The 12,157-nt window shown below is 73.3% G+C and carries 14 protein-coding genes; 10 read left to right on the top strand and 4 right to left on the bottom strand.

The window, feature by feature from the left end; translation table 11 throughout:
- The 10 genes from L6E12_RS25745 to L6E12_RS25700 all read left to right on the top strand — a co-directional run.
- Positions 1 to 239 (top strand): ectoine synthase (locus L6E12_RS25745; RefSeq protein WP_236230493.1); only part of this gene is annotated, 239 nt, incomplete at its 5' end.
- Between the two features lie 43 nt (positions 240 to 282).
- A complete protein-coding gene (locus L6E12_RS25740; protein ID WP_236230492.1) occupies positions 283 to 1,425 on the top strand; it encodes an acyl-CoA dehydrogenase family protein in 1,143 nt (380 codons plus the stop codon).
- Positions 1,422 to 2,075, top strand: a complete 654-nt coding sequence (locus tag L6E12_RS34530) for a hypothetical protein (RefSeq protein WP_236230491.1) — start codon at positions 1,422 to 1,424, stop codon at positions 2,073 to 2,075. The genes L6E12_RS25740 and L6E12_RS34530 overlap by 4 nt, the downstream gene beginning before the upstream one ends.
- Positions 2,072 to 2,815, top strand: a complete 744-nt coding sequence (locus tag L6E12_RS25730; protein WP_236230490.1) for a hypothetical protein — start codon at positions 2,072 to 2,074, stop codon at positions 2,813 to 2,815. The genes L6E12_RS34530 and L6E12_RS25730 overlap by 4 nt, the downstream gene beginning before the upstream one ends.
- Before the next feature lie 87 nt (positions 2,816 to 2,902).
- Positions 2,903 to 4,174, top strand: a complete 1,272-nt coding sequence (locus L6E12_RS25725; RefSeq protein ID WP_236230489.1) for a beta-ketoacyl synthase — start codon at positions 2,903 to 2,905, stop codon at positions 4,172 to 4,174.
- On the top strand, positions 4,171 to 5,376 hold the full coding sequence (locus L6E12_RS25720; protein ID WP_236230488.1) for a ketosynthase chain-length factor: 1,206 nt from the start codon (positions 4,171 to 4,173) through the stop codon (positions 5,374 to 5,376). Before L6E12_RS25725 ends, L6E12_RS25720 begins: the two co-directional genes overlap by 4 nt.
- 72 nt (positions 5,377 to 5,448) lie before the next feature.
- Positions 5,449 to 5,709: an acyl carrier protein gene (locus L6E12_RS25715; protein WP_236230487.1), complete on the top strand. Its 261-nt coding sequence runs from the start codon at positions 5,449 to 5,451 to the stop codon at positions 5,707 to 5,709.
- A gap of 134 nt (positions 5,710 to 5,843) precedes the next feature.
- Positions 5,844 to 7,088 (top strand): ABC transporter substrate-binding protein, encoded by a 1,245-nt coding sequence (locus tag L6E12_RS25710; protein WP_236230486.1) that lies wholly within the window; start codon positions 5,844 to 5,846, stop codon positions 7,086 to 7,088.
- A complete protein-coding gene (locus L6E12_RS25705; protein ID WP_236230485.1) occupies positions 7,085 to 7,978 on the top strand; it encodes a carbohydrate ABC transporter permease in 894 nt (297 codons plus the stop codon). The genes L6E12_RS25710 and L6E12_RS25705 overlap by 4 nt, the downstream gene beginning before the upstream one ends.
- 29 nt (positions 7,979 to 8,007) lie before the next feature.
- Positions 8,008 to 8,775, top strand: a complete 768-nt coding sequence (locus tag L6E12_RS25700) for a carbohydrate ABC transporter permease (RefSeq protein WP_374201947.1) — start codon at positions 8,008 to 8,010, stop codon at positions 8,773 to 8,775.
- Here L6E12_RS25700 and L6E12_RS25695 read toward each other — a convergent pair.
- From L6E12_RS25695 to L6E12_RS25680, 4 genes are all read right to left on the bottom strand, one after another.
- Positions 8,765 to 9,964: an erythromycin esterase family protein gene (locus L6E12_RS25695; protein WP_236230484.1), complete on the bottom strand. Its 1,200-nt coding sequence runs from the start codon at positions 9,962 to 9,964 to the stop codon at positions 8,765 to 8,767. The two genes, L6E12_RS25700 and L6E12_RS25695, sit on opposite strands and share 11 nt — an antisense overlap.
- 77 nt (positions 9,965 to 10,041) lie before the next feature.
- Entirely contained in the window at positions 10,042 to 11,070 is a 1,029-nt protein-coding gene (locus L6E12_RS25690; protein ID WP_236230483.1) for an aldo/keto reductase, read from the bottom strand.
- A 61-nt stretch (positions 11,071 to 11,131) separates the two neighbouring features.
- On the bottom strand, positions 11,132 to 11,599 hold the full coding sequence (locus L6E12_RS25685) for a VOC family protein (protein ID WP_236230482.1): 468 nt from the start codon (positions 11,597 to 11,599) through the stop codon (positions 11,132 to 11,134).
- A gap of 89 nt (positions 11,600 to 11,688) precedes the next feature.
- The gene (locus L6E12_RS25680) at positions 11,689 to 12,147 is read right to left on the bottom strand and encodes a hypothetical protein (RefSeq protein ID WP_236230481.1); all 459 of its coding nucleotides are present in this window, start codon (positions 12,145 to 12,147) and stop codon (positions 11,689 to 11,691) included.
- Positions 12,148 to 12,157 lie beyond the last annotated feature (10 nt).

The raw sequence follows: 12,157 nt of genomic DNA, 5'->3' as shown, positions 1-12,157 counted from the left end.
TGGAGTACCGGCGCCACCTGGAGGCCTGCTACTGCTTCGAGGGCGAGGGCGAGGTGATCGACCTGGCGGGCAACAGCCACCGGATCGTGCCCGGGGTGCTCTACGCGCTCGACCGGCACGACGCGCACTTCCTGGTGGCCGCACCGCACTGCGACCTCAAGCTGGTGTGCGTGTTCACCCCGGCGCTGCGCGGGGACGAGCGGCACAACCTGGATTCGGCGGAGTTCTCCCAGTACTGAGAGGTCGACACGTGGAGTGGGACATGATCGGGGGGTCACACCGGTGATCAGGACGACAGCGGAGCAGGACGCGCTGCGCGGCGGTCTCACCCCGTGGCTTGGCGTGCTCAACGACGAGCACGTCAGGCAGGACGAACGCGCCGAGTTCCCCCGCGCCAAGTGGGCGGCGCTGCGGCGCGCGGGCCTGCTGGGGCTGCCCTTCGGGGAGCGCTGGGGCGGGCTCGGCCGGGACCTGGTGACCACCATGCACGTGCTGGAGGCGCTGGGCGAGGGCTGCCGCGACGGCGGGCTGGGGTTCTCGGTGTCCACGCACATGGTCAGCACCGGCATCGCGCTGCAACGCCACGGCAGCGCCGAACTGAAGGACAGGTACCTGCCCGGGGTGTGCTCGGGCGAGACGATCGGCGCGCACGCGATCACCGAGTCCGAGACCGGGTCCGACGCGCTGCGGATGCGCACCCGCGCCGTGCGCGACGGCGACCACTTCGTGCTGACCGGGACCAAGGCGTTCGTCAGCAACGGCCCCATCGCCGACCTGGTCGTGGTGTACGCGCGCACCAGCGGCGACTCCGGTCCACTGGGGACGACGGCGTTCCTTGTCGAGCGGGGCACCGAGGGCCTGCGCTTCGGCCCGGCGCAGGCGAAGATGGGCCTGCGGACCTCCCCGCTCGGGGCGCTCTACCTCGACGGGGTGCGGGTGCCCGCGGCGAACGCACTCGGCCCGGTCGGCGGCGGGTTCCTGGTGCTCGACCACGTGATGAAGTGGGAGATCCTCTGCTCGTTCGCCATCACCGCGGGCGCCATCCGGCACCGGTTGGACCGCTGCCTGGAGCACGCCCGCTCCCGGCGCCAGTTCGGTGCGCCGATCGGCAGCTACCAGGCGGTGTCGCACCGGCTCGTGGACGCCGAGATCGGGCTGCGCACCGCGCGGTCGTGGCTCTACGGCACCGCGGAGCGGTTCGCCGCGGGCGAGAACGTCACCGAGGACGTCGCCATCGCCAAGCTGGTCACCAGCGAGGTCAACGTGTCCTCCGCGCTGACCGCCGTGCAGGTGTTCGGCGGCGCCGGGTACCTGGCGGACACCGGGATCGAGCGGGAGCTGCGGGACGCGGTCGGCGGCACCCTCTACTCCGGGACCTCGGAGATCCAGCGCAACCGCATCGCCGCCATGCTGGGGCTGGGGTGAGCGGCCCGGTGGTCAAGGTCTGCGGCGCCCGCACACCCGCCGACCTGGAGGTGCTGGCCGGGGCCGGGGTGGACCTGGTGGGCGTGTGGTGCGGGGTGCCCGGCGGGCACGCCGACCTGCCCCCGGCGACCGCGGCGGCGCTGCTGGCCGCGACCGCACCCGAGCCGGTGCTGGTCACCCTGCACGGCGAGGGCCTGCCGGACCTGGTGCGGCGCACCGGCGCCCGGCGGGTGCAGTTGCACGGGCACCAGTCACCGAACCTGGTGCGCAGGCTCACCGCCGACGGGGTGTCGGTGATCAAGGTGCTGCACCTGCGCGGTGGCCGGTGCCTGCAACAGGGGCTCATCCCCGCCTACCGGCGGGCGGGGGTGGGGGCGTTCCTGCTCGACACCGCCGACGGCGACCGCCTGGGCAGCACCGGCACCGCGGCCGACCCCGCGCTGATCGCCGCGGTCGCGGCGGAGCTGGGCACGCCGTTCCTGGTGGCGGGCGGGGTCACCGCGGCCGACCGGGACCGGTTCGCCGAGGTGGTGTCGCACCCGGACTTCCTCGGCGTGGACGTGGACACCGCGGCGCGGGACGCAGCGGGCCGGTTGTCCGGGGACCGGGTGGCGGCGCTGGTGCGCGGCTGGGCGGGGAGCCCGCGGTGAGGTTCACCGAGGCGCTGCTCGCCGCCGAGCTGCCGGTGGTGATGGAGGTCAAGGTGCGCACCGGTTCCGGGTCGCCGCTGCTCGGTGACCGCGACCCCGCGGCGCTGGTCGCCCGCTACGAGCGGGCGGGCGCCCCGTGCGTGTCGGTGGTCACCGGGAAGTGGTTCGGCGGCACCCCGCAGCTCCTGCGGACCGTGTCGGCGAGCACCGGGCTCCCGTTGCTGCGCAAGGACTTCATCGTGCGGGAGTCCGACCTGGACGACAGCCTCGCCTGGGGCGCCGACGCGGTGCTGATCACCGCGTCGGTGCTGCCCGCGGGGGCGCTCGACGGCTTGGTCACCGGGGCCCTGCGCCGGGGGCTGACGCCGTTCGTCGAGGTCACCACGGCCGCCGAGGTGGCGGCGGTGCCGCACGCGGACGAGTGCGTGGTCGCGGTGAACAACAAGGACATCGGCGACCGGGAGCGCGGGTCGGCCGACCTCGGGCGCAGCCGGGAGCTGCTGGCGGCCGTGCTGGCCACGGGGACGCCGTGCCCGGTCAGCGCGAGCGGCCTGGACGACCCGGTGGCCGCGGCGGGCCTGGTGGCAGACGGGTACGCCGGTCTGCTGGTGGGCACCGGGGTGCTGCGCGCCGACGTCGACGGCTGGGTGGCGGCGTTCCGAGCCGCGCGCGGCCCGGCTGGAGCGTTCCTCCACGGCGAACCCGGCACTGTTCCAGGGAGCTTTGAGCCGGGGCGGTGATGCTGGGGCACAAGCGGAAGAGCGATGCGGGGAACGCGGTACAGGGCCACACCGCCGTCGGCGGGGGCACGGACGAAAGGTCGGCTCATGGCTGGACAACGACGAGTCGTCATCACCGGGATCGGGGTGGTGGCGCCCGGCGGGATCGGGCGGGAGGCGTTCTGGGACCTGGTCACCAGCGGACGCACCGCGACCCGCGCGATCTCCACGTTCGACCCGGGGCAGTTCCGCTCGCGGGTGGCCGCCGAGGCCGACTTCGACCCGCTGGCGCACGGGCTGAGCCCGCGCGAGGTGCGCCGGATGGACCGCGCCGCCCAGTTCGCCGCGGTGTGCGCCAGGGAGGCGCTGGCCGACAGCGGCCTCGGCGTCGCGGACCTGCCCCCGGAGCGCACCGGGGTGACCGTGGGCAGCGCGGTGGGCTGCACGATGAGCCTGGAGCAGGAGTACGCGGTGGTCAGCGACTCCGGCGAGAAGTGGCTGGTGGACCCGTCCTACGCCGTGCCGCACCTCTACGACTACCTGGTGCCCAGCTCGCTGGCCCGCGAGGTGGCCTGGGCGGTCGGCGCCGAGGGGCCGGCCACGGTGGTCTCCACCGGCTGCACCTCCGGGATCGACTCGGTCGGCCACGGCTGCGAGCTGATCCGCGAGGGCTCGGCCGACGTGGTGATCGCGGGCGCCGCCGACGCGCCGATCTCCCCGATCACGGTGGCCTGCTTCGACGCGATCAAGGCGACCACCCCGTACAACGACGACCCGGAGCACGCCTCGCGCCCGTTCGACAACACCCGCCGGGGTTTTGTGCTCGGCGAGGGCGCCGCGGTGTTCGTGCTGGAGGAGGCGGGGCGGGCCGCCGCGCGCGGCGCCAGGGTGTACGCGGAGGTCACCGGTTTCGCCTCGCGCTGCAACGCCTTCCACATGACCGGCCTGCGCCCGGACGGCCGCGAGCTGGCCGAGGCGATCCGCGCCGCCCTCGACGAGGCGCGCATCGACCCCACGGCGGTGGACTACGTCAACGCGCACGGCTCGGGCACCCGGCAGAACGACCGGCACGAGACCGCGGCGATGAAGTCGGCGCTGGGGTCGCACGCCTACGCGGTGCCGGTGTCGTCGATCAAGTCGATGATCGGGCACTCGCTGGGCGCCATCGGCTCGATCGAGATCGCCGCCTGCGCCCTGGCCATCGAGCGCGACGCGGTGCCGCCGACGGCGAACCTGCACGAACCCGACCCCGAGTGCGACCTGGACTACACCCCGCTCACCGCGCGCGAGCTGCCGGTGGGCACGGTCCTCACGGTGGGCAGCGGGTTCGGCGGGTTCCAGAGCGCCATGGTGCTCTCCGCGCCGGGGGTGGCGGCGTGACCCGCGCGGTGGTGACGGGCCTGGGTGTGCTGTCCCCCAACGGGTTGGGCGTCGAGCAGTACTGGGCGGCCACCCTCAAGGGGGTGACCGGGATCGCGCCGATCACCCGGTTCGACCCGGCGGGGTACCCGTCGCGGCTGGCCGGGGAGGTCGACGGGTTCGATGCGGGCGAGCACCTGCCGTCGCGGCTGCTGCCGCAGACCGACCACATGACCAGGATGGCGCTGGTCGCCTCGGACTGGGCGCTGGCCGACGCCGGGGTCGACCCGGCCGAGCAGGCCGAGTTCGGCATGGGTGTGGTCACCGCGAGCGCGTCGGGCGGGTTCGAGTTCGGCCAGCGGGAGCTGGAGAACCTGTGGCGCCGGGGTTCCCGGCACGTCAGCGCCTACCAGTCGTTCGCCTGGTTCTACGCGGTGAACACCGGTCAGATCTCCATCCGGCACGGGATGCGCGGCCCCAGCGGGGTGCTGGTGTCGGAGCAGGCGGGCGGGCTCGACGCGATCGCGCAGGCCCGCAGGCACCTGCGCCGCGACACCGACCTGGTGCTCACCGGGGGTGTGGACTCGTCGCTGTGCCCGTGGGGCCTGGTCGCCCAGCTCCCCAGCGGCAGGCTGAGCACCTCGGCCGACCCGGACGCGGCGTACCTGCCCTTCGACCGCCGGGCCGCCGGGCACGTGCCCGGTGAGGGCGGCGCCATCCTGGTGCTCGAACGGGCGGGCGCCCGCCCGGGGCAGCGCCCCTACGGCGAGGTGGCGGGCTGGGGCGCGGGCCTGGACCCGGCGCCGGGCTCGGACCGCCCGTCGGCGCTGCGCCGCACCGCCGAGGCGGCCCTGGCCGACGCGGGCGTGGACGCCGCCGACGTCGACGTGGTGTTCGCCGACGCCGCGGGCACCCCGGAGCTGGACGCGGCCGAGGTGGCGGCGCTGGTGGAGGTGTTCGGCGCCGGGCGGGTGCCGGTGACCGCCCCCAAGACGATGACCGGGCGGCTGTACTCGGGCGGGGCGCCGCTGGACGTGGTGGCCGCCCTGCTGTCCATCCGGGACGGTGTCATCCCGCCCTCGGTCAACACCGCGGGCACCGCGGCGGACGGGCTCGACCTGGTGCTGGACACCCCGCGCCCGGCCGCGCTGCGCACCGCGCTGGTCCTCGCCCGCGGGTTCGGCGGCTTCAACTCCGCGGTGGTGGTGCGCGCCGCCGACTGAGGCAGCGCCACCGACACCTGCCCGACCCGCCCGTTCCCGGGCGGGCACACCGAGAGCACGGAGGTTAGGACGATGCAGATGACCCCGACCGAGTTCAGCGAGGTCTTGCGGGCGAGCGCGGGCGGCGAGGAACCCGCCGACGTGGGCCCGGACTTCCTGGACACCACGTTCGAGGAGCTGGGCTACGACTCGCTGGCCCTGCTGGAGACCCAGGGCCGGATCGAGCGCGACCACGGGGTGGTGCTGTCCGACGAGGCGGTCACCGAGCTGACCACCCCGCGGGCCTTCCTGGACCTGGTGAACGAGCACCTGGGGCGGGCGCTCGCGGTGTGAGCGCGCTCCCCCGCCCGGCTGCCGCGCCGCGCGGTGGCGCGGCAGCCGGGCGGGGGTTCCTCCTGCTGGGAAGAGTCGACACGCGGAGGGGGTGGTGCGAGAATTCCCGCCACTGTGCTCCGGGAGGCGGGTTGATGGGGATCGAGACGAGTCGGCGGTCGTTCCTGGCGGTGGCCGGGTTGCTGGGGCTGGCGGCGTGCGGGTCGAACACCGGGCGGGAGGGGTCGGCGAAGGGGACGCTGCGGCACTGGTACCACGCCTACGGGGAGGACGGGGTGCAGGACGCCGTCCGGCGGTACGCCGCCGCCTACCCCGGGGCGAAGGTCGAGGTGCAGTGGAACCCCGGGGACTACGACTCCAAGATCGTCACCGCCCTGCAGAACAGCGCCGTGCCGGACGTGTTCGAGGCGCAGGTGAAAGTGGACTGGGTGCGGCAGGGGCAGGTCGCGCCGGTGGGCGACCTGCTCGGGGACGCCCGCGGTGACTTCGTGGCCTCCCTGCTCGAATCGCAGACCGTGGACGGGCAGCTCTACGGCATCCCGCAGTCCATCGACACGCAGGTGCTGTTCTACCGGCCCAGCCTGCTCCAGCAGGCCGGGGTGACCCCGCCGCGGACCGTGGACGAGTTGCTGGACGCGGTCAAGCGGCTCAACACCGGAGGCGTTCGCGGGCTGTTCGCGGGCAACGACGGCGGTGTCGGTGTGCTGACCCCGCCGCTGCTGTGGGCCGCGGGGCTGGACTTCCTGTCCCCCGACGGGACAGCGCCGGGGTTCGACGACCCGCGGGCCGCCACCGTGTTCGGCAAGTTCCGGGAGTTGCAGACCGGCGGCGGGCTGCTGCTGGGCGCCCCCGCCGACTGGTCGGACCCGGGGGCGTTGGTCGACGGCCGGGTCGCCATGCAGTGGACCGGGCTGTGGAACCTGCCCAAGATCACCGCCGCGCTCGGGGACGACGTGGGGGTGCTGCCGTTCCCCAGGCTCGACGACAGCGGTGCGGTGTCGGTGCCGGTCGGGGCCTACAGCGCGATGGTGAACGCGCGCAGCGCCGACGTGGAGGCGGCGAAGGCCTACGTGCGGTGGCTGTGGGTGGAGAAGACCGACTACCAGACCGAGTTCGCCACCGCGTTCGGCGCGCACGTGCCCGCCCGCAAGAGCCTCGGCGACAAGGCCGAGTCGCTGCGGTCGGGGCCCGCCAAGGACATCGTCGGGTTCGTCGTCGACAGCGGGCGGATCGCGAGCCCGTCCCGGTGGTCGGCGCGGGCGAACACCGCCCTGTCCGACGCGGTGTCGCGGATCGCGCGCGAGGGGGCGGACGCCGCCGCCGAACTGCGCGCCGCGGTGGAGGTCGCCCGGGGTGAGATCAGCAGGACCGGTCGGTGAACCGACGGGGCGCACTGGCGTTCTGGCTGTTCGTCGGTCCGTTCGCGGCGGGGTTGCTGCTGTTCACGTACGTGCCGATCGGGTGGAGCGCGTACCTGAGCTTCTTCGACGCGCACAACACCGTCACCCCGACCGAGTTCGTCGGGCTCGACAACTACACCGACATGCTCACCGACCGCGCGTTCCTCGACAGCATCGGCACGTTCTCCGCGTTCGCGGCGCTGATCGTGCCCACCACGGTCGTGCTGTCGCTGCTGCTGGCGCTGCTGGTCAACCAGGTGCGGGTGGCGCGGGCGTTCGTGCGGTCGGTGTTCTTCCTGCCGTTCGCCTGCTCGTACGTGGTGGCCTCGCTGGTGTGGAAGATGTCGCTGTTCTCCGGGGTGGACACCGGGGTGGTGAACACCGTGCTCGGGTGGTTCGGCGGCGAACCGCAGGCGTGGGTGGGCACGGTCGACCCGCCGCTGTACTGGGTCGTGCTGGTGACCGTGCGGCTGTGGTTGCAGCTTGGCTTCTACATGATCCTGTTCCTGGCCGCCCTGCAACGCGTCCCCGACCACCTCTACGAGGCCGCGTGGATCGACGGCGCCTCCCCGGGGTGGCAGACGTTCCGGCACGTGACGCTGCCCGGCCTGCGCGGGGCGCTGGTGGCGGTGCTGGTGCTGAACCTGATCAACGCCTACCAGGCGTTCGACGAGTTCTACAACATCCTCGGCGACGCGCGCGGCTACCCGCCGTTCGCCCGGCCACCGCTGGTCTACCTCTACTACACCTCACTGGGTTCCGGCGGCCAGGACCTGGGGCGGGGCAGCGCGGGCGCCCTCGTGCTGGCGCTGGTGATCGCCCTGGTGACCCTGTTGTCCGGCCGCGTGCTGCGGAGGTCGTCGACGTGAACCCACCCGTAGGCCACAACCGCACGACGGTGTCCCGCGTGCTCCTCTGGCTCGTGCTGGCCCTCGCCGCGGCGCTGTTCCTGCTGCCGTTCGCGGTGATGCTCGGCAAGGGCCTCGCCGAGGACTGGTCGACCGTCGGCGACCTGTTCACCGACGACGAGGTCCCGTTCGCCCGCAGCCTGCTGAACTCCGTGATCGTGTCGGTGCCGCAGACCCTCGGCCAGCTCGTGGTGTGCTCGCTCGCGGGCTACGGCCTCGCCCGCGTCCCGTACCGGCACGCGTCGAAGGTGCTCTACGCGGTGGTCGCCACCCTGATGGTGCCCACCGCGGTGACGTTCGTGCCGAGCTTCGTGGTGGTGTCGAGCCTCGGGTGGCTGTCGGACCTGCGCGGGCTGATCGTGCCGGGGTTGTTCAGCGCGCTCAGCGTGTTCCTGTTCCGCCAGTACTTCCTGGACTTCCCGCAGGCGCTGGAGGAAGCGGGCCGGTTGGACGGGCTGAGCCGGTGGGGCGTGTTCTGGCGCGTGGTGGTGCCCAACTCGACCGGCTTCATCGCGGCCATCGCGGTGATCGACTTCATCGGGAGCTGGAACCAGCTGCTGTGGCCGCTGATCATCGCCCAGGACTCGTCCACCTGGACCGTGCAGGTGGCCCTGTCCAGCCTGCTGACCGCGCAGAACCCCAAGATCACCCTGCTCTTCGCGGGCGCGGCCGTGTCGATCCTGCCGGTGCTGCTGGTCTTCGTGCTGCTCCAGCGCCACCTCGTGCGCGGCGTCACCGAGACCGGCCTCAAGGGGTAGGCGGGGCGTCCTTGACGAACACGATCCCGTCGTAGTTGTCGGTGTGCGCCGGGTCGAGCGGGGCGTAACCGTAGTAGGGCGACACCCGGGGCTCCGCGTTGCCGAGGGCAGCCCCGAGACGGCGGGGGTCGACGAGGCACCGATCTCCCGGGAGCGCGTACAGGAGCCCCTCAAGGGTGCCCGGGGGCGGGGTGTCGACTCCCCGGTGGCGGATCGTGCCGAGGGCCGTGGCCAGGAAGGCGTACCCGTCGCCGAGGTGGGCACCGACGATCGCGCCCGCGCTCCACCACCGCAGCGGCAGGCCGCCCATCCGCATGCTGCTCTCGTCCCGCTGGAGGTGGCCGTTGTGGGCGTGCGCCAGTACCGGGCCCCGTTCCGCGAGGGCGAGCAGGTTGGCGGCCATCATCGAATCCCGCAGGCCCACCAGCCGCGCCATCCGGCTCGGTGACGTGTCGGCCATGCAGGAGTGGTAGCGCAGCAACCCGGTGGCGGTCCGCCCGTACAGGCGGGCCCGGTCCCACTCGTCCCGCGAGGACACCGCGAGCAGGTGCGGTGTCTGCGCGTCGAGCAGGGCCACCAGGTCGTCGGCGATCAACCGCAACCGCTCGGCCTCGGGCGTCCGCCCCGCGGACCGCGCGGGGTCCGCCATCGCGGCGGGGTCGGTCCACCGGTCGTCGGCACCGAGCAGGCGGTCGAGGACCTCGGCGGTGCACGGGAGCAGGTCCGCGCCCACCCGGGCCGCGAGGTGGTCGTGGAGTGCGGTGAGGGCTTGCCGGGGACTCGCGGCGTGGGTCATCTCCAGCGGGCCGTCGATCCCGGCGAAGCGCAGCCGTTCGGCCGCGGGCAGGCCCTCGTTGTGGGCGCGCATCCACCGCACCAGTTCGCGGTTGGCCTCGGACGCGCCGAAGCCGTGGCTGAACCCGGCCTCCACGACCTCGTCGAGGGTGCCCGCGCCGGAGGTGATGTGGTCGTCCACGACCAGGCCCATCATGCAGTCGCTCTCGACCGCGATCGTCCGGTAGCCCTCCCGCTCGACGAGCTGCCGGAACAGGTCGTTGCGCAGGTGGAGCAGGACGTCCTCGCCGTGGGTGGGTTCGCCGAGGGCGAGCAGTCGCGGGCGGTTCGGGAGCAGCCCCATGACGGCAGCGGCGTCGACGGGGTGGGTGGCGTCCACGAGGTCGGAAGTCATGCTTCAACACTATCGTTGAACATTGTATTGAAACTTTTCCTCGGTATGTGGGGTGGAACCCTCAAAACGAGGTGTCGCTACCGGCGGCCGGGAGCGCGGCGGCGAAGTTCGGGGTGGGCGAGCGCGGGCGGGACGTAGGCGACGTCGACGGGTCCGACGTCAGTTCCCGGCGGCACGATGTCGTCGATGCGGTCGAGCACGTCGTCGTCGAGGGCGGTGTCCGCTCCCGCCAGCAGGTCGTCGAGTTGTTCCGGTGTGCGCGGGCCGATGATCGCCGAGGTGACCGCGGGGTGGGCGGTCGCGAACCCCAGGGCGAGGTGGGGCAGCGACAGCCCGGCCTGCTCGGCGACCGGGACGAGGGCTTCGACGGCGTCGAGCTTGCGCCCGTCGGTCATGTGCCGCCGCGCCCAGTGCAGGCGGCCCGCCGACGCCGTTTCCGCGCTGCCCCTGCGGAGGCGGCCCGCGAGCAGGCCCATCGCCAGCGGGCTCCACACCAGGACACCCAGCCCGTGGCGCTCGCAGACCGGCAGGACCTCGCGTTCGACCCCGCGGTTGAGGATCGAGTAGTGCGGCTGCTCGGAGCGGAAGCGGGCCAGCCCGCGCCGATCGGCCACCCACTGGGCTTCGACGATCTCCGAGGCGGGCAGGTTCGAGTGGCCGATCGCGCGGACCTTGCCCGCGCGGAGCAGGTCGGTCAGCGCACCGAGGGTTTCCTCGATGTCGGTGCCGGGTTCGGGGTGGTGGGCCTGGTAGAGGTCGATGTGGTCGACCCCGAGGCGGCGCAGGGACCCTTCGACGGCGGTGACGACCCAGCGGCGGGAGTTCCCGCCCCGGTTCGGGCCGGGGCCCATCGGGCCGTTGAACTTGGTGGCGAGGACAACGTCGTCACGGCGTCCGCGCAGGGCCTTGCCGACGATCCTCTCGGATTCGCCGTCGCCGCCGTAGACGTCGGCGGTGTCGATGGTGTTGATGCCGCCGTCGAGGGCGCGGTGGACGATGCGGGCGCACTCGTCCGGGTCGGGGTTGCCGTGCGGCCCGAACATCATCGTGCCCAGGGTGTAGGCGCTGACCTGGATGCCGGTGCGGCCGAGCGGGCGGGTTCGCATGGGACTTCTCCTGGGTGGTGGGGGGTGCGGCCGGGACCGACCGCACCCCCCGGCGGGAAGATCAGGCCTGGGTGTACTCGGCCGCGACGTCGACGATCCAGGTGATGCCGAAGCGGTCGGCCAGCATCCCGAAGGCGGGCGCCCACTGCGCGGGGCCGAACGGCTCGATCACGGTCGCGCCCTCGGCGAGGCCCTCCCACACCGGGGTGACCTCGTCGACGCTCTCGCCGCGCACGGAGAGGAAGAACGGTTCCCCGGTGATCGTGGTGCCGTTCTCGCGGCGCGTGGTGGGGGCGGCCGGTGCGGCGGGCGCGTCCTGGCCGGGCACGTCGTAGGCCATCACCCGGAAGCCGTTGTCGGCGACGACCTGTCCGAAGACGACGTTCGCCGCGCCGGGCAGTTCGGCGGGCATCCCGAAGTCGGCGTAGGTGGCGACGGTGAGCTGTCCGCCGAACACCGCCCGGTAGAACTCAAGGGCTTCGCGGGCCTGCCCGTGGAAGTTCAGGTGGGCGACAGCGTTGAGCGACATGGTGTTCCGGTCCTTCATGAACGGTTCGCCGCCGGAGGCTTCCGGCGACGAGGTCCACGGTGTCACCAGTACCGGTCAGGGAAGGTCCGCTACTTCCGGACGCGGCCCTGGACGTCCTGTGTCGCGCCGCACGGGCCTGCGCCCGGAAGCCCACCGGGTGGAGGACGAACCGGGTGCCCGGGCGTGTCCTTGGTGGAGAAGACCTTCACGAGCTGGTCGATGGCGGCGGCGATGCCGTCCCGGGCGCTGATGGCGCCACTGTGGAGGGTGCGGGCCAGTTCGTCGAGGTCGAGTGTGACCGAGACCAGGCGGAGCGTGGTGGGGGTGTTCGGCCACCTGCCCGTGTCCGAGGCGGCGAGGACGGGCCCGGCCAGGGAGCGGGGGACGGTGCCCGCGATCCGGATTCCCGGCAGCTCCAGGGGAACGGGCCGCAGGCGCAGGGTGGCGCGGGCGGAACCGTCGGAGAGCTGTTCGGCGGAGACGAACTCCGCCGCCACGGTGGTGCCGTTGGGGAGGTGCGCGCGCACCTCGGGGAAGGCTGCCCGCAACTCCAGCCCC

This window comes from Actinokineospora sp. PR83 (assembly GCF_021056305.1).
In the GTDB taxonomy this organism is placed as follows: Bacteria; Actinomycetota; Actinomycetes; order Mycobacteriales; family Pseudonocardiaceae; genus Actinokineospora; species Actinokineospora spheciospongiae.
Note: the sequence above shows the minus strand (reverse complement) of the source record. Positions and strands in the feature narration are given on the sequence as shown.

Bases quoted from the DNA above. Each gene is read 5' to 3' on its own strand.
- L6E12_RS25725 (WP_236230489.1), top strand. From the start codon at position 2,903: ATGGCTGGACAACGACGAGTCGTCATCACCGGGATCGGGGTGGTGGCG.
- L6E12_RS25715 (WP_236230487.1), top strand. From the start codon at position 5,449: ATGCAGATGACCCCGACCGAGTTCAGCGAGGTCTTGCGGGCGAGCGCG.
- L6E12_RS25710 (WP_236230486.1), top strand. From the start codon at position 5,844: ATGGGGATCGAGACGAGTCGGCGGTCGTTCCTGGCGGTGGCCGGGTTG.
- L6E12_RS25695 (WP_236230484.1), bottom strand. From the start codon at position 9,964: ATGACTTCCGACCTCGTGGACGCCACCCACCCCGTCGACGCCGCTGCC.
- L6E12_RS25690 (WP_236230483.1), bottom strand. From the start codon at position 11,070: ATGCGAACCCGCCCGCTCGGCCGCACCGGCATCCAGGTCAGCGCCTAC.
- L6E12_RS25685 (WP_236230482.1), bottom strand. From the start codon at position 11,599: ATGTCGCTCAACGCTGTCGCCCACCTGAACTTCCACGGGCAGGCCCGC.